The 16,455-nt window shown below is 71.1% G+C and carries 11 protein-coding genes; 7 read left to right on the top strand and 4 right to left on the bottom strand.

Features of this window, described 5'->3' with window-relative positions; all coding sequences use genetic code 11:
• Positions 1-22: 22 nt before the first annotated feature.
• The 3 genes from AC1MIR_RS18485 to AC1MIR_RS18475 all read left to right on the top strand — a co-directional run bounded on the left by AC1MIR_RS18485 (position 23) and on the right by AC1MIR_RS18475 (position 7,872).
• A complete protein-coding gene (locus tag AC1MIR_RS18485) occupies positions 23-1,324 on the top strand; it encodes a calcium-binding protein (protein ID WP_480029662.1) in 1,302 nt (433 codons plus the stop codon).
• Between the two features lie 396 nt (positions 1,325-1,720).
• Positions 1,721-4,801, top strand: a complete 3,081-nt coding sequence (locus tag AC1MIR_RS18480; protein ID WP_480029661.1) for a tandem-95 repeat protein — start codon at positions 1,721-1,723, stop codon at positions 4,799-4,801.
• A 401-nt stretch (positions 4,802-5,202) separates the two neighbouring features.
• Positions 5,203-7,872, top strand: coding sequence for a tandem-95 repeat protein (locus AC1MIR_RS18475; RefSeq protein ID WP_480029660.1), 2,670 nt, complete (start codon positions 5,203-5,205; stop codon positions 7,870-7,872).
• On the opposite strand, the gene AC1MIR_RS18470 is transcribed toward AC1MIR_RS18475, so the two are convergent.
• The gene (locus AC1MIR_RS18470) at positions 7,853-9,088 is read right to left on the bottom strand and encodes a M20/M25/M40 family metallo-hydrolase (protein WP_480029659.1); all 1,236 of its coding nucleotides are present in this window, start codon (positions 9,086-9,088) and stop codon (positions 7,853-7,855) included. The two genes, AC1MIR_RS18475 and AC1MIR_RS18470, sit on opposite strands and share 20 nt — an antisense overlap.
• Positions 9,089-9,138: 50 nt before the next feature.
• Between AC1MIR_RS18470 and AC1MIR_RS18465 the strand changes: the two genes are divergently transcribed.
• The 3 genes from AC1MIR_RS18465 to AC1MIR_RS18455 are packed head-to-tail and all read left to right on the top strand — an operon-like array spanning position 9,139 to position 11,831.
• Positions 9,139-10,257 carry a pyridoxal-phosphate dependent enzyme gene (locus AC1MIR_RS18465; RefSeq protein WP_480029658.1) on the top strand — a complete coding sequence of 373 codons (1,119 nt, stop codon included), beginning with the start codon at positions 9,139-9,141 and terminating at the stop codon, positions 10,255-10,257.
• Positions 10,254-11,366 carry an alanine racemase gene (locus tag AC1MIR_RS18460; RefSeq protein ID WP_480029657.1) on the top strand — a complete coding sequence of 371 codons (1,113 nt, stop codon included), beginning with the start codon at positions 10,254-10,256 and terminating at the stop codon, positions 11,364-11,366. Before AC1MIR_RS18465 ends, AC1MIR_RS18460 begins: the two co-directional genes overlap by 4 nt.
• Positions 11,367-11,417: 51 nt before the next feature.
• Positions 11,418-11,831 carry a hypothetical protein gene (locus AC1MIR_RS18455; RefSeq protein WP_480029656.1) on the top strand — a complete coding sequence of 138 codons (414 nt, stop codon included), beginning with the start codon at positions 11,418-11,420 and terminating at the stop codon, positions 11,829-11,831.
• Here AC1MIR_RS18455 and AC1MIR_RS18450 read toward each other — a convergent pair whose 3' ends face one another.
• Together AC1MIR_RS18450 and AC1MIR_RS18445 are read right to left on the bottom strand one after the other, a co-directional pair.
• Positions 11,832-12,479 (bottom strand): trimeric intracellular cation channel family protein, encoded by a 648-nt coding sequence (locus AC1MIR_RS18450; protein WP_480029655.1) that lies wholly within the window; start codon positions 12,477-12,479, stop codon positions 11,832-11,834.
• A 3-nt stretch (positions 12,480-12,482) separates the two neighbouring features.
• Entirely contained in the window at positions 12,483-13,718 is a 1,236-nt protein-coding gene (locus AC1MIR_RS18445) for an MFS transporter (RefSeq protein ID WP_480029654.1), read from the bottom strand.
• A 231-nt stretch (positions 13,719-13,949) separates the two neighbouring features.
• On the opposite strand from AC1MIR_RS18445, the gene glmS reads away from it, so the two are divergent.
• The gene (gene glmS / locus AC1MIR_RS18440; protein WP_480029653.1) at positions 13,950-15,773 is read left to right on the top strand and encodes a glutamine--fructose-6-phosphate transaminase (isomerizing); all 1,824 of its coding nucleotides are present in this window, start codon (positions 13,950-13,952) and stop codon (positions 15,771-15,773) included.
• A gap of 15 nt (positions 15,774-15,788) precedes the next feature.
• Here the strand turns inward: glmS and AC1MIR_RS18435 are convergent.
• Positions 15,789-16,455, bottom strand: a 667-nt coding sequence (locus AC1MIR_RS18435; protein ID WP_480029652.1) for a nucleotide sugar dehydrogenase, incomplete at its 5' end; no start/stop codon positions are given.

Genomic DNA, 16,455 nt, shown 5'->3' with positions numbered 1-16,455 from the left:
GGCCCGAGGACGGAGCGGACCCATGACCATCATCACCCACCGCGGCACGGACGCCGACGACGACTTCACCGGCTGGCGCGCCACCGGCCTCTTCGGCGAGACGCTGTTCCTCTATGACGGCAACAACCGCGCCCGCGGCTTCGAGGGCGACGACGCCCTCATGGCGGGCGCCGGCAACGACACGCTGGATGGCGACGCGGGCGACGACTACCTGCATGGCGGCGCCGGCCGCGACCTGCTGCGCGGCGGCACGGGCAACGACACGCTGTTCGGCCATGACGGCAACGACACCCTCTACGGCGGCGACGGCGACGACATGCTCGAGGGCTTCGAGGACAATGACCGGCTGCTGGGCGGCAACGGGCGCGACACGCTGCGGGGCGGCATCGGCGACGACCATCTCGACGGCGGCGCCGATGCCGACCAGCTGCTGGGCGGCGACGGCACCGACACGATCCTCGGCGGCAGCGGCAACGACACGGCGGATGGCGGGTTCGGCGACGACAGCATCGACGGCGGCACGGGGAACGACGTGCTGAACGGCGGCTTCGGCCGGGACGTGATCCAGGGCGGCGCCGGCAGCGACCGGCTGTTCGGCGATGACGGCAACGACCTGCTGATGGGCGACGTGGCCGGCGCCGCCGGCGCGGGCAACGACCAGCTCTTCGGCGGCGCCGGCGCGGACACGCTGCGCGGCGAGGGCGGAGCCGACCGGCTCGATGGCGGCGCCGACAACGACCAGCTCTACGGCGGCGCGGGCAACGACGTGCTGCTCGGCGGCACCGGCGACGACCTGCTGGATGGCGGCACGGAGGCGGACACGCTGGACGGCGGCGCCGGCAACGACATCCTGCGCGGCGACCTCGGCAACGACATCCTGCGTGGCGGCGCCGGGGCCGACACGCTGGAGGGCGGCAGCGGCTTCGACAGCCTTGAAGGCGGCGTCGGGCGCGACGTGCTGACCGGCGGAGCCGGGCTCGACACCTTCGTCTGGCGCAGCCTGACCGAGAGCTTCCCCGGAACCGGGCGCGACGTGGTGACGGATTTCACCGCCAGCCGCTTCGGGCTGCCTGGCGACAAGCTCGACTTCTCGGCGATCGATGCGCGGCCCGGCGGGGTGGACGACGCCTTCGTCTTCATGGGCACGCAGGACTTCATGCGCGGCGAATTCGCCGGCGGCCAGATCCGCTACCAGCACCTGGCCAGCGGCAACACGCTGGTGCAGCTGGAGACCACCGGCGATGGCCGGCCCGACATGGAGGTGGAGCTGATCGGGCTGCACACGCTGCGCCAGGACGCGACGGCCCAGGACTTCATCCTCTGATCCGCCGGGGCGGCGGCGCGAAGGCGCCCGCCGCCCCCGCCGGCCGGTTCCCCGGACGCCTGGCGACCGGGGGAAATCTTGTATGAAGTTGTCTGGCGCGCATGGCCCGCCGCCGCGGCCCGATCCTCCGCCGCGATGCGGACGGCGCATGAGGACAGGCCTTCCGCGGCTCGCGCCCCGCGGCGAAGTCACGGTTTCATTTGGGAAATGGTCCCGGTCGGCCGCGGATGGCGCGTCGGCCGGCGTGGGGCGCAGGATAGCCGACATGGCGTGACAATCTGCGGCGCGCGCATCGGCACGAGGGAAGACAACCGCCGGTGGCTGGAACGGCGATCGCCGACCGACAAGAAGCGCGCCAGCCGAGGCACCATGCCATCGGCGCCAAGGCAAAACCCCATGTCCATCGCCCCGTCCACATCCGTGGAATACGTCTGGTTCGGCTCGCGCGCCGTCATGTTCGAAGGCGGCGGCAGCACCGGGCCGCAGTTCGAGGTGCTCGACCAGTCGAGCGACTTCGCCACCCGCACGCTGTCCAACGGCACCTTCGACGTCACCGGCAGCGAGTGGCAGCAATTCCTCGCCTTCTCCGGCACCGCGGCCGAGATGGCGGCCCTCGGCGTCAACGTCCTCGACGGCAGCGTGGACACCGCCATCTCCGGCCAGGTGAACACCACCGGCGACCTGCGCGTCGGCATGGGCGTCGAGGCCTACAACATCGCCGACATGTCCGGCGGCGGACGCCTGGTGGACGTGACGGACACGCTCGACGACAGCGACGACCCGATCGCCATCACCGGCCTCGGCAAGGCGAACGGCAACAGGCTGGACGGCGCCTCGATCGAGGCGTCCGACGTCGGCAACCGGGTGGTCTTCTCGAACGAGCTCGGCTTCGGCCTGATCAACGGCAGCGGCACGGACAGCGGCGGCTCCGCCAATGCGCTGCGCCTGAACGACGGCGACGCCATCAATTTCGAGATCAGGCAGGGCAAGGTCCTGCTGCAGGCCTCCTTCACCGTGAAGGTGGTGAATTCCGGCAGCACCCAGGTGATCCTGGACAGCGACGGCATCACCATCCGCGACACCAATGGCGACCTGCAAGGCGGCTTCGTCCAGGACGGCTCGGCCGGCGAGCTGAACCTGGGCGTGCTGGCGCATGGCACCAAGGTGACGATCAACTACGTGAACAAGACGATCTGGTTCAACGGCGCCACCCCGTTCCTCGGCAACACCAGCGGCTTCTTCGACGCCTTCGAGGCCGGCGGATCGAAGCACCTCACGCTGGGCTCCGCCGTCGGCAACCAGACCGGCTGGTCGGCCGACGATCTGGTGCTGGCGACCGAAGCGCCGACGACGGCGCCGGTGAACCAGGCGCCCGTGGCGCAGGGCTACACCGGCGGCACCGGCAACGAGGACACCGTCATCATCGGCGACGTGAACGCCACCGATCCGAACGGTGACACGCTGCTGTATCAGGTCCTGGGCGGCGACGGCCCGGCCCATGGCGGCGTGGTGGTGAATGGCGCAACCGGCGAGTTCACCTACACGCCGGCGGCGAACTACAACGGCACCGACAGCTTCACGGTCACGATCAGCGACGGCAAGGGCGGCAGCACCGCCCAGCTGGTGACCGTCACCGTCAACGCGGTGAACGACGCGCCCACCGTCTCCGGCAACACCTCCGGCAGCGGCAACGAGGATACGGTCATCACCGGCGACCTCGACGCCGCCGACGTGGATGGCGACGTGCCGACCTTCTCCATCCAGGCCCAGGGCGCCAACGGCACCGCCGCGATCAACGCCAGCACCGGCGGCTGGAGCTACACGCCCAACGCCAACTTCAACGGCACCGACAGCTTCACGGTCACGATCAGCGACGGCAAGGGCGGCAGCACCGCCCAGCTGGTGACCGTCACCGTCAACGCGGTGAACGATGCGCCGACCGTCTCGGGCAACACCTCCGGCAGCGGCAACGAGGATACGGTCATCACCGGCGACCTCGACGCCGCCGATGTGGATGGCGACGTCTCGACCTTCTCCATCCAGGCCCAGGGTGCCAACGGCACCGCCGCGATCAACGCCACCACCGGCGGCTGGACCTACACGCCCAACGCCAACTTCAACGGCACCGACAGCTTCACCGTGCTGGCCAATGACGGCAAGGGCGGCCTCACCCCGCAGGTGGTGAGCGTCACCGTCAACGCGGTGAACGACGTGCCCACCGTCTCCGGCAACACCTCGGGCAGCGGCAACGAGGACACGGTCATCACCGGCGACCTCGACGCCGCCGACGTGGATGGCGACGTGCCGACCTTCTCCATCCAGGCCCAGGGCGCCAAAGGCACCGCCGCGATCAACGCCAGCACCGGCGGCTGGAGCTACACGCCCAACGCCAACTTCAACGGCACCGACAGCTTCACCGTCGTCGCCAATGACGGCAATGGCGGCCTCACCCCGCAGGTGGTGAGCGTCACCGTCAACGCGGTGAACGACCCGGCCACCTTCGGCGGCACCAGCAGCGGCAATGTGGCGGAGGACGGCACGCTGCTGGCCGGCGGCACGCTGACCGTGGCGGATGTGGACGGCCCGGCGCAGGCCGCCTTCGCCTCCACCGGCACGCTGACCGGCACCTATGGCAACTTCACCTTCACCCTCGGCACCGGCGCCTGGACCTACACGCTGCGCAACACCGACGCCAACGTGCAGGCGCTGAACACCGGCGATGCCGTGCAGGACAGCCTGACCGTCTTCTCGATGGACGGCACCAGCACCAGCATCACGGTGAACATCGCCGGCGCGAACGAGCCGGTGACGGCCGCGACCCTGCCCAGCGCCTTCACCGGCACCGGGGACCCGACCGACGCAACCGGCCCGGGTGCGACGACGTCGGTGGTCCGCAACCCGAACGGCGTCGGCCAGCCGAACGTCTTCACCGGCACCACCGGCAACGACACGATCGCCGCCGGGAATGGCGGCGATACCGTGTATGGCTATGGCGGTGCGGATTCGATCAACGGCGAGGCCGACGGCGACATCATCTACGGCCAGGCCGGCGCGGACACGATCCTGGGCGACCTGGCCAATGACGCGCTGTTCGGTGGCTCCGGGGCCGACAGCATCTCCGGCGGCGACGGCGCCGACACCATCGTGGGCGGCTACGGCGCGGATACGCTGAGCGGCGGGGCCGGAGCGGACCTGTTCCGCTTCGTCCACGCCAGGGATACCAACGACGTGATCGTGTCGGGCGGCTACCTCCAGTCCGAGGACATGCTCGACTTCGCGGATCTCTATTCCGGCACGCTGGGCTTCAACGCCACCGCCAGCCAGGGCTTCGCCAGCGCCTACAGCGTCTCCTGGTACAACCAGGGCGGGAACACGATCATCATCGCCGAACTCGACGGCAACACGGCGACGGCCGAGTTCATGCTGACGATCCAGAGCCAGACCCTGACCATGGCGCAGGCCAACTTCATCCTCTGAGGCGCCAGAGGAGCGCCCGTTCGGCAGGACCGCCTCGCGGTTCGGCCGAACGGGCCTGTCCGTGCCAGGGCGGCCCCTGGTCGGGCCAGCGGTGCAATCCGCGTGCCGGCCCACCCACCCCTTGACGAGAGCCACCCGCGCGGCTCCAAAATTGAGACGCTGACTGGATGGCACGTCCAGCGGCCCGGGCGCGTCGTTCCTGCAGCAGCGACGATACAACCCTACCGCGCATTTTCTCGATATTGAGCAACCAGGGAGATCGAAAAAGCGCGCGGTCACACACAATTCCTGACATTCGCGCGATTTTGTCTATAAAATTGATCAACTGTCGGTTAGTGGAGCGATTGGTTTCAGAATGGTAAGAGTTCCGCACCCGAAGGTACTCGGGCGAGGAACCCGCCATGTCCATCCCTGTCACCGCAACAACCGAATACATCTGGTTCGGCTCGCGAGCCGTTGACTTCGTCAACGGCGGCAACACCGGAGCCCAGCTCGAGGTCCTGAGCGACGCCTCGGACTTCGCCACCCGCACGGTGTCCAACGGCACCTTCGACTTCACCGGCAGCGAGTGGCAGCAGTTCCTCGCCTTCTCCGCCACCGCGGCCGAGATGGCCGCCCTCGGCGTCAATGTGCTCGACGGCAGCGTGGACACCGCCGTCTCCGGCCAGGTGAACTCCACCGGCGACCTGCGCGTGGGCATGGGCGTCGAGGCCTACAACATCGCCGACATGTCCGGCGGCGGCCGCCTGGTGGACACCACCGGCAACCTCGATGACGCCGACGACCCGATCGTGATCACGGGCCTCGGCAAGGCCGGGTCCGGCAAGCTCGACAGCGCCAGCATCGACGCCGCCGACGCCGGCAACCGCGTGGTGTTCTCGAACGACATCGGCTTCGGCTTCATCGGCGGCAGCGGGTTCGAGACCTCGGGCAACGCGGTCCGCATCAATGACGGCGAGTCCATCAACTTCGAAATCCAGCAGGGCCGCCTGCTCTCGCAGGCCTCCTTCACCGTGAAGGTCCTTGGCGGCGCCAGCACCGAGATCGTCATCGACAGCGACGGCGCGACCATCCGCGACACCAATGGCGACCTGCAGGGCGGCTTCGTCCAGGACGGCTCCGCCGGCGAGCTGTCCCTCGGCGTCCTCGCCCACATGACCAAGGTGACGATCAACTTCCTGAACCAGACGATCTGGTTCAACGGCAACCAGCAGTACCAGGGCGACACCAGCGGCTTCTTCCAGGCCTTCGTGGATGGCGGTTCCAAGAACCTCACCCTCGGCTCCGTGGTGGGCAACCAGACCGGCTGGTCCGCCGACGACCTGGTCCTCGCGACGGAGAACGCGCCCCCGGTGGCGGCCCTGCCCGCCGGCGGCATCGGCGACGAGGACACCGAGATCACCGGCAGCGTCGGCGCGACGGACCCGAACGGCGATCCCCTGACCTACGCCGTGCTGCCCGGCGACGGGCCGGCGCATGGCAGCGTCGTGTTCAGCAACGACGGCAGCTACGTCTACACGCCGGATGCCAACTACAACGGCAGCGACGGCTTCACCGTGACGATCAGCGACGGCCAGGGCGGCGAAACGTCGGTCTTCGTGGAAGTGACCGTCCTGCCGGTGAACGACGACCCGGTGGCGCAGGGCTTCACGGGCGGCACGGGCAACGAGGACACGCAGATCCTCGGCGATGTGGATGCCGATGACGTGGACGGCGACACCCTCGCCTACACGGTGGAAGCCGGCGACGGCCCGGCCCATGGCAGCGTCGTGGTCAACAGCGCCGACGGCACCTTCACCTACACGCCCAACGCCGACTTCAACGGCGCCGACGCCTTCACGGTGACGATCAGCGACGGCAATGGCGGGACCGCCACGCAGGTGGTGAACATCACCGTCAACGCCGTGAACGACGCGGCGACCTTCGGCGGCGACGACAGCGGCGCCGTGCAGGAAGACGGCACGCTGATCGCCGGCGGCACGCTGACGGTGGACGATGTGGATGCGGGCGAGGGCGTCTTCGCCTCCACCAGCGCCCTCGCCGGCGTGTATGGCGACTTCACCTTCACCCTGGCGACGGGTGCCTGGACCTACACGCTGCGCAATGGCGACGCCAATGTGCAGGCGCTCGGTGCGAGCGACACCGTGCAGGATTCGCTGACGGTCACCTCGGCGGATGGATCCTTCACGACCATCGTGGTGGACATCGCCGGCGCCGACGAGCCGGTGACGGACGCGACCCTGCCGAGCCCGAACACGGGCACGGGCGATCCGAACGACAGCCCCACCCTGCCGACCCAGCCGGGCGGCAGCTACACGCAGGGCAACGACAGCGGCAACAACTACAGCAGCGATAACGGCGCCCAGCGCTACGACGGCAACGGCGGCAACGACACCATCTCCACCGGCGACGGGAACGATGCCGTCCTCGGTGGCGACGGCAACGACCGGATCAACACGGGCGACGACAACGACTACGCCGACGGCGAGGGCGGCGCCGACAGCATCCGCGGCGGCGAGGGCAACGACGCGCTGCTCGGCGGCGACGACAACGACACCATCCGGGGCGATGACGGCGCCGACAGCATCTACGGCCAGGACGGCGCCGACAGCCTGAGCGGAGGCGACGACGACGACCGCGTCTATGGCGGGCCTGGTGCCGATACCATCCTGGGCGGCGATGGTGGCGACAGCCTGTATGGCGGCTCGGGCAACGACTCGATTGCCGGCAATGATGAGAACGATACCATTGTCGGCGGCTACGGCGCGGACACGACGGCCGGCAATGGCGGCACGGACCGCTTCGTGTTCCTGTCCACCGACGACACCAACGACGTCATCACCGACTTCGACGGCAGCGAGGTCCTGGACTTCTCGGCCTTCCCGGGGACCCTGACCTTCCTGGCGACGGAGAGCACGATCTTCACCGCCAACAACCAGGTGGCCTGGTTCAAGTCGGGCGGCGACACCATCGTGATGGTGAACACCGACGGCGACAACGCGACCGCGGAGTTCATGGTCACGCTGCAGGGCTACACGACGGACATGGTCCTCAACGACTTCGTCCTCTGAGGCACCCGACGCGGGGGGGGGGGGGGGGGGGGGCCCCCGCCCCCCCCCCCCCGCCGCGCCCCCCCCCCCCGCCCCGCCCCCCCCCCCCCCCCCCCCCCCCCCCCCCCCCCCCCCCCCCCCCCGCCAGCACCTTGCCGAACAGCGGCACCGCCGCCACCAGTTCCGCCGCGCGCACGCTCTCGCGCGGGGTATGCGCCAGCCCCACATCGCCGGGTCCCAGCACCAGGCACGGCGCCAGCACCTGCAATTCGCTGGCATCCGTCCCGTAAGGCGCCGTACGCGGCGGCTTTCCGGAGAGTTTTACGCCGAGCGCCACCAGCGGATGATCCGCCGGCAGCTCCGGCGGACTGCCCTCCCACTGCTCCTGCAGGTCGAGCCCGGACTCCTTCGCCGCGCCGCGCACCGCATCCACCACCGGCCTGGGATCCACCTTCGCGCTGTAGCGGAACTTGATGTGCGCGGTCGCCTTCGCCACCGTCACGTTCAGCGCCGTGCCGTGGTTGTCCAGCACCAGGTTGAAATCGGAGAAGGGCGGCTCGTAGTCGGCATCCTGCAGCGAGGCATCGCTGCGCAGCCGGTCGAAGACGCCGCGCATCGCGGAGAGGAAGGGCAGCAGCTTCCAGTTGGCGTTCTCGCCCTTGCCGGTGGAGGAATGCGCCTGCACGCCGCGCGCGATCGCCATGAAGGCGATGTGGCTGCGATGGCCGCGCACCGGCGCCAGGCTGGTCGGCTCCGCGACGATGATGCCCCTGAGGCGGAGCGACTGCGCCAGCCGGCTCTCCTTCGCGATCTGCTTGGCGCCGGCCTTGGTGGTTTCCTCGTCGGCCGTGATCAGCAGCGTCACCGGCACGTCCTTCGGCGCGCGCTGCGCAGCGACGATCGCCGCCGCCACCTGCCCCTTCATGTCCACGCTGCCGAGGCCGTGCAGCAGCCCGGCCTCGTCCAGAAGCGGCGCCCAGGGGTCGCTCTCCCACCCCGTCGCCGGCACCGTGTCCATGTGGCCGGAGAGGGCATAGCCGCCCTTCGGCCCCTTGTGCGCCACCAGCGCGCGCTTCGCGACGCCGTTCGCGTCCACGTAGTCCAGCCGCTCCAGCTCGAAGCCGGCCAGCTCGCGCTCGATCCGGTCCGCGACCGGGATGTTGGAGACGAAGCTGCGGCTGTCGATCGCAACGAGCTCCGCGGCAAGCTTCAGGACGGGGTCGGTCAGGTCTGGCATGCCCGGAGCCTCGCTTGCCCGGCGGCCGCCCGCAAGGGAGAGTGCGGCCCATGCAGTCCTACCTCGACCCCCGCACCGGCCGGACCTGGCCGCTCGATGCGCCGCGCTGGAGCGGCGATGCCCGAGAGCCGCTGATGCTCACGCCCCGCAAGGGCATTGCGCGCGAGGAGATCGCGCGGAACGAGCGCAGCATCTGGCGCTACGCGGCCGCCTTTCCCTTCGCCCCCAAGGCGCCGATCAGCATGGGAGAGGGCTGCACGCCGCTGGTGGAGCGTGCGCTGCCGGGCGGCACGGCGCTGCTGAAATGCGAATGGTTCATGCCGACCGGCAGCTTCAAGGATCGTGGCGCCTCCGTGATGCTGTCGCTGCTGCGCGACCAGGGTGTTTCGGCCGTGCTGGAGGATTCCTCGGGCAATGGCGGCGCCGCCGTCAGCGCCTATGCGGCGGCCGGCGGGATGGCCGCGACGATCTTCGTCCCCGCCAGCACCAGCCCCGCCAAGACCGTGCAGTCGCGCGCGGCGGGGGCGGCCATCGAGCTGATCCCCGGCTCCCGCCAGGACTGCGCGGACGCCGCGCTGAACAAGGCGAGCGAGATCTTCTACGCCAGCCACAACTGGCATCCCTTCTTCCTGGAGGGAACGAAAACCCTCGCCTACGAACTGTGGGAGGATTTTTCGTTCGCGGCCCCCGACAACGTCATCGTGCCCTGCGGTGCGGGGTCGAACGTGCTGGGCTGCTGGCTCGGGTTTTCGGAACTCATGCGGGCCGGGCAACTCGGAAAACTGCCGCGCATCTGGGCGGCGCAGCCGGCCAATTGCGGACCCATCGCGCGCGCGGCCCTAGGCCTGCCGGCAACGGACGCGAAGCCGACCATCGCGGAAGGCACCGCCATCGCGCAGCCGCTGCGCCTGCCGGAATGCCTCACGGCGCTGCGCGAAAGCGAAGGCGGCGCGGTGCTGCTGGAGGAAGCGGAGATCGCCGAGGCCTCCCTCGCCCTCGCCCGCACCGGCATCTATGTCGAGCCCACCTGCGCCCAGGCCGCCGCGGCCTTCACCAAGCTGATAACGAACAAGAAGATCGGCGCGGCGGAGAGGACGGTGGTGGTGCTGACCGGCACCGGCCTGAAATCCACGCCGCGCTACGCGGAGATGCTGGGCGTCGCGCTGTGAAGGATCTTCTCGCGCTTCCCACGCCCTGCCTGCTGCTCGACCTCGACATCCTGGAGCGCAACATCGCCCGCATGGCCGCCGCCATGGCGCGGCATCCCGGCGTGATCCTGCGGCCGCACATGAAGACGGCGAAGAACGCCCAGATCGCGGAGATGGCCGCACCGGGCAAGGGCCCGATCACCGTCAGCACGCTGGCCGAGGCGCGCACCTTCGCCGATCACGGCTTCCGGGACCAGATCTACGCCGTCGGCATCGTGCCGGCGAAGCTCGACGCCGTCGCGGCACTCAACGCGGCGGGCAACGCCGTGAAGGTCATCACCGACGACCTCGACACCGCCCGCGCCATCGCCGCGCATCCCGGCAGGCTGGACGCGCTGATCGAGGTGGATGTCGGCGAGGCGCGTGCCGGCGTCGCACCGGACAGCGACGAGCTGCTCGCCATCGGCGCCGCGCTCGGCCCGCGCCTGGCGGGCGTCGCTTCCCATTCCGGCCATTCCTATGCCGGGCGGAGCGTGGCGGAGATGGCCGCCATCGCGGAGGCGGAACGCGCCGGCGTGGTGCGCGCGGCGGAACGGCTGCGCGCCGCGGGCCACCCGGTGCGCATCGTCTCGGCCGGCGCCTCCCCCACCGCGCTCTACGCCGCGCATCTCGACGGCGTCACGGAGATGCGCGCGGGCGTCTACATGCTGGGCGACCTCTTCCAGGGCCAGATCGGCACCCATCCGCTGGAGGACATCGCCGTCACCGTGCTGGCCAGCGTGATCGGGCGCTATCCCGCGCGCGGCACGGTGCTGCTGGATGCGGGCGCGCTCGCGCTGTCGAAGGACCGCAGCACCCAGAACGCGCCGCATGACTGGCAATTCGGCCGTGTGCTGGACCTCGACGGCAAGCCCCTGCCCGGTGAGGCGATGGTGGTGCGCGTCCACCAGGAGCATGGCGAGGTCCGCGCCGCCGGCGACACGCCCCTGCCCTTCGACCGTCTGCCGGTCGGCGCCCGGCTGCGGGTGGTGCCGAACCATGCCTGCCTCACCGCCGCGGCGCATGAGCGCTACCATGTGCTGCGGGGCGGGCGGATCGTCGCCGAGTGGGCGCGCTGCAACTATTGGTAACAACATCGGAATGCTGCGGCGCGGCATGTCGTGGCAGGATCGCGTCCTGTCATGATGCAACTCGCGCGCCGCTCGGTGCTCGCCATGCCGGCGCTGGCCCTGGCCGGCGCCGCGCAGGCGGCGCCGCTCCCCGTCCCGCCCTTCCGCGACTGGATCGGGCGGACGGCGCGGCTGCGCGGCGATGGCGGCGCCGCGCGGCTGCTGCTCACGCCCGACCGCACCGGCCAGATGGCGGTGCGGCTGCTGCTGTTCTGCCGGACCCTGCCGGTGCGCGACTGGCAGCTCGGGCCGGATGGTGCCTCGCTGCGCTACCGGCGCGTCTCCGCCCTCGACGGCAACCGCCTCATCGCCGGCGAAGCGCGGATCCTGCCGGGTGCGCAGAAGCTGCTCTGGGTCGAGGCGGCCTCGCATGAGGCCGAGTTCGAGGGCTTCGACGCGCCGGACGCAGCGGGTCGCTGCGCCTGATCAGCGCCGGTCGGGATAGTCGCGCGCCGGGCGGGACTTGTAGGCCGGCAGCGACCAGCCCCGGACGATCGCCGCCGCCCGGATCGCGAAGCCGATCAGGATGCCGGAGACCAGCGCGACATCCCGCGGCAGCGGCGCCAGGCGCAACGCCACATAGGTGACCGCGGCCGCCGCCGCGGCGGTGATGTAGATCTCGCGGCGCAGGATCAGCGGCAGCTCGTTGCAGATCACGTCGCGCAGGATGCCGCCGCCGGTGGCCGTCAGCACGCCGAGCAGCACCGCGGCCCAGGGATCGGCGCCGGCGATGAGCGCGATCTCGGCCCCCACCACGGCGTAGAGCGCCATGCCGATGGCATCCACCCAGAGCAGCGCGCGAAAGCGGCTCTCGACCAGATGCGCGGTGAAGAAGACGATCAGCGCCGCGCCGGCGGCGATGGCGAGCAGCTCCGGCCGCTGCAGCCAGAACAGCGGCGTGCGGCCGAGCAGCAGGTCGCGCAGCGTGCCGCCGCCGAAGCCGGTGACGCAGGCGATCAGCATGAAGCCCACCGCATCCATCTGCTTCCGGCTGGCGACCAGCGCGCCGGAGGCGGCGAAGGCCGCGATCCCGATCCAGTCCAGCAGCCGGAGCGCCGCGTCCAGCGCGTCCACGCGCTACTCCGCGGGCAGCGGCGGCGGCACCGGCCGGGCGCGCCGCGCGGCCTCGGCCGCGCCGCCCATGCAGAGCAGGGACGCCAGCAGCAGCGCCGCCGCGGCGGGCAGCACCAGCCAGGCCAGGCCGAGATCGATCAGGAAGCCGAAGGGCACCGGCGTGATCGCGCCGCCGAGCGGCAGCCCGGAGGAGACGAAGCCGAACACCTTGCCCATCTGCCCCGGCGGCACCGCTTCCTTCAGCATCACGTCGCGCGGCGTGCGGGAGGCGCCCATGGCCAGCCCCGCCGCGCCCGCGACCAGCGGGATCAGCCAGTCCGGCATCGGCACGGTGCCGAGCGCCATCAGCAGCGCGGCGGCCGCGCAGGTCAGGCCGACGATGAAGGCGAAGTGCCGGGTGGAGCGGTCGGCGAACCAGCCGCCCACCAGCGTGCCCCCCGTCGCGCCGGCCATGTAGCCGGTCAGCGCCAGCGAGGCGACGGCGACCGGGGTGCCCCACAGCTTGCCCAGCACGGTGATCGAGAAGGCCTGGATCGCCGTGCCCGCCATGGCGGAGAGCAGGAAGAAGCCGAAGAAGAGCAGAATCGGGCGCGAGAGCAGCAGCTCGCGCCCGCTCGGCTGCGCGCCGCGGTCCTTGGGCTTCGCCTGGTCCTGCAGGATGCGGCTCTGCCACAGGATCGCCGCGGCCACGGGCACGCCGAGCAGGCCGAGGATCAGCAGCGCCGGCCGCCAGTCCATCACCAGCAGCAGCGCCGCGATCACCGGCGGGCCGAAGGCGAAGCCGAGATTGCCGGTGAAGGTGTGCAGCGCGAAGGCGCGCCCGATGCGCGCGCGGTCGATCGAGGCGCCGAGGATCGCGTAATCGGCCGGGTGGATCACCGAATTGCCGACGCCCGAGAGCAGCGCCAGCAGCAGGATCGCCCAGTAGCCCGGCGCGAAGGCCATCGCCGCGATGGACAGCGCCATCAGCAGCACGCCGCCCACCAGGAAGGGCCGCGCCCCGTAGCGGTCCACCAGGAACCCAACGGGTGTCTGCAGCGCCGCCGTCACCGCGCTCATCAACGCCACGGCAAGACCGAGCTGCGCATAGGAGACGTCGAATTCGGCGCGCCAGACCAGGAACAGCGGCGGCAGGCAGAGCATGTAGAAGTGGCTGAGGAAGTGCCCGGTGCCGATCAGCGCGATGATCCGCGCATCCCGGCCCGTCTGTGCCTGGTCGGGCAGCGGGGATGCAGCCATGACGGCAGGGCTCCTGGGGGCGAGGGCGGAAAGGCTGCGCCGCGGTCGGGCGGCGGTCAATCCGCGGTTGCGCCGGGCTGCCATGCGGCGCGCAAGACCGGGAAACAGGTCGTGAGCAGCCGGGCGAACGGGCCACATTCCGCCGGGAAGGCGCTACAGTTAGAGTAAGGGCGCGCGGCCGCGCGCGGAACAGGTCGCGCGGGCGCGCGCAGAACAGGGAGACTGCTCCGCATGTGCGGGATCGTCGGAGTGATCGGTCGGGCCTCTGCGGCGCCGCTGCTGCTGGATGCGCTGCGGCGCCTGGAATACCGCGGCTATGACAGCGCCGGCATCGCCACCCTGGTGCCGGACGGGATCGACCGCCGCCGGGCGGAGGGCAAGCTCGGCAACCTGGCCGGCGTGCTGGAACGAACGCCGCTCAACGGCACCACCGGCATCGGCCACACCCGCTGGGCGACGCATGGCGCGCCGACCGAGCGCAACGCCCATCCCCACGCCACCTCCCGCGTCGCCGTGGTGCATAACGGCATCATCGAGAACCATGCCGAGCTGCGCGCCGAGCTGGAATCCGACGGCGCGCTGTTCGAGACCGAGACCGACACCGAGACCTTCGTGCGGCTGCTGGACAAGCACCTGGCCGGCGGCATGGCGCCCGTCGCCGCCTTCGCCGCCACGCTGAAGCGCGTGCATGGCGCCTTCGCCATCGCCGCCGTCTTCGCCGGCCACCCCCGCCTGCTGCTCGGCGCCCGGCAGGGCGCGCCGCTCGCCGTCGGCTTCGGCGAGGGCGAGATGTTCCTGGGGTCCGACGCACTGGCCCTCGCGCCCCTGACGCGCCGCATCGCCTATCTCGAGGAAGGCGACTGGGTGGTGATCACCGACGAAGGCGCGACCTTCTTCGACGCCGCCGATGCGGCGGTGGAACGCCCGGTGGTGCAGACCGCCGTCTCCGGCGCCGCGGTCGGCAAGGGCAACTACCGCCACTTCATGGAGAAGGAGCTGCACGAGCACCCGGCGGTGCTCGGCGACACGCTGCGGCAGTATCTCGACCCCGGCACGCTGGAGGTGCGCCTGCCGCGCCTGCCCTTCGATCCCGCGACGGTGCCGCGGCTGACGCTGACCGCCTGCGGCAGCGCCTTCCTCGCCGCCCATGTCGGCCGCTACTGGATCGAGAAGCTGGCCCGCATCCCCTGCGAGGCCGATGTCGCGAGCGAATTGCGCTACCGCGACCCGCCGCTGGCCGAGGGGGGCGGGGCGATCCTGGTCAGCCAGTCCGGCGAGACGGCGGACACCATGGCCGCGCTGCGCCTGCTGAAGGAGGGCGGGCAGAACGTGCTCTCCATCGTCAACGTGCCGGAGAGCACGATGGCGCGCGCCTCCGACGCGGCGCTGCTGACGGTGGCGGGGCCGGAGGTCGGCGTCGCCTCGACCAAGGCCTTCACCGCGCAGCTCGCGGTGCTGGCCTGCCTGGCGGTGGGCTTCGGCCGCGCGCGCAGGCGCCTGTCGCAGGTGGATGAGGGGCGGCTGACCCAGGCGCTGCTCTCCGTGCCGGGCCATGCCGCGGCGATCCTGGAGCGCGATGCCGAGATCCGCGCGCTCGCCGCCGAAGTCGCGAAGGCGCGCGACGTGCTGTTCCTCGGCCGCGGCAGCCTCTACCCGATCGCGCTGGAAGGCGCGCTGAAGCTGAAGGAGATCAGCTACATCCATGCCGAGGGCTACGCGGCGGGCGAGATGAAGCACGGCCCGATCGCGCTGATCGATTCCGCCGTGCCGGTGATCGCGCTGTGTCCTTCCGGCCCGCTCTTCGAGAAGACCTGCAGCAACCTGCAGGAGGCGGCGGCGCGCGGCGGCCGTGTGATGGCCTTCACCGATGCGGAGGGCGCGCCGGCGCTGCGGCGCTTCGCCGAGCATGTGATCGAGCTGCCGACCGTCGGCGCCTTCTCCGCGCCCATCCTGCACGCCATCCCGGTGCAGCTGCTGGCCTATCACGTCGCGGTGCTGAAGGGCACCGACGTGGACCAGCCGCGCAACCTGGCCAAGAGCGTGACCGTGGAGTAGCGCCCGCCTGCCCGTTCACCGCGGCGCGGCGCCGGCCAGCAGGCCGACCGGATCGATCACGGCCTTGCCCGCGAAGAGGCGCGGCGCAAGGGCGCGGAAGACGGTGTGCGGCACCAGCGCCGCCACGACATCGGCCGCGGCGATCGCCTCCTCGGCCTCGCGCCGCACCGCGCCCGGCGGCACCTCGGTGACGAAGGGATCGCTGACGAGCACCGGAAGACCCTCCGCCACCAGGCTGCGCACGATGGCCATGGCCGGGCTCTCCCGCACATCCGCGACATCCGGCTTGTAGGCGAGGCCGAGGCAGGCGACGCGCGGCGCGGCGAAGCGCCCGCAGGCAGCGCGGATCGCCGCCACCACGCGCCCCGGCACCGCATCGTTCACCGCCCGCGCCGCGCGGATCAGCGCGGCATCCTCCGGCGCCGCCTGGGCCAGGAACCAGGGATCGACGGGGATGCAATGCCCGCCCACACCGGCGCCGGGCGCCAGGATGTCGACGCGCGGATGCCGGTTCGCGAGCGCGATGGCGCGGCGCGCATCCACGCCGAGCCGCGCGCAGATCGCCGCCAGCTCGTTGGCGAAGGCGAGGTTCACGTCGCGATGCGCGTTCTCCGCCAGCTTCACCAGCTCGGCGGTGCGCGCATCCGTCTCCAGCAGCGCGCCGCGCACGAAGGCGCGGTAG

The sequence above is a fragment of the Falsiroseomonas sp. RANM36 genome (genome assembly GCF_056682175.1).
This window is presented reverse-complemented; position numbering and strand designations above follow the sequence as displayed.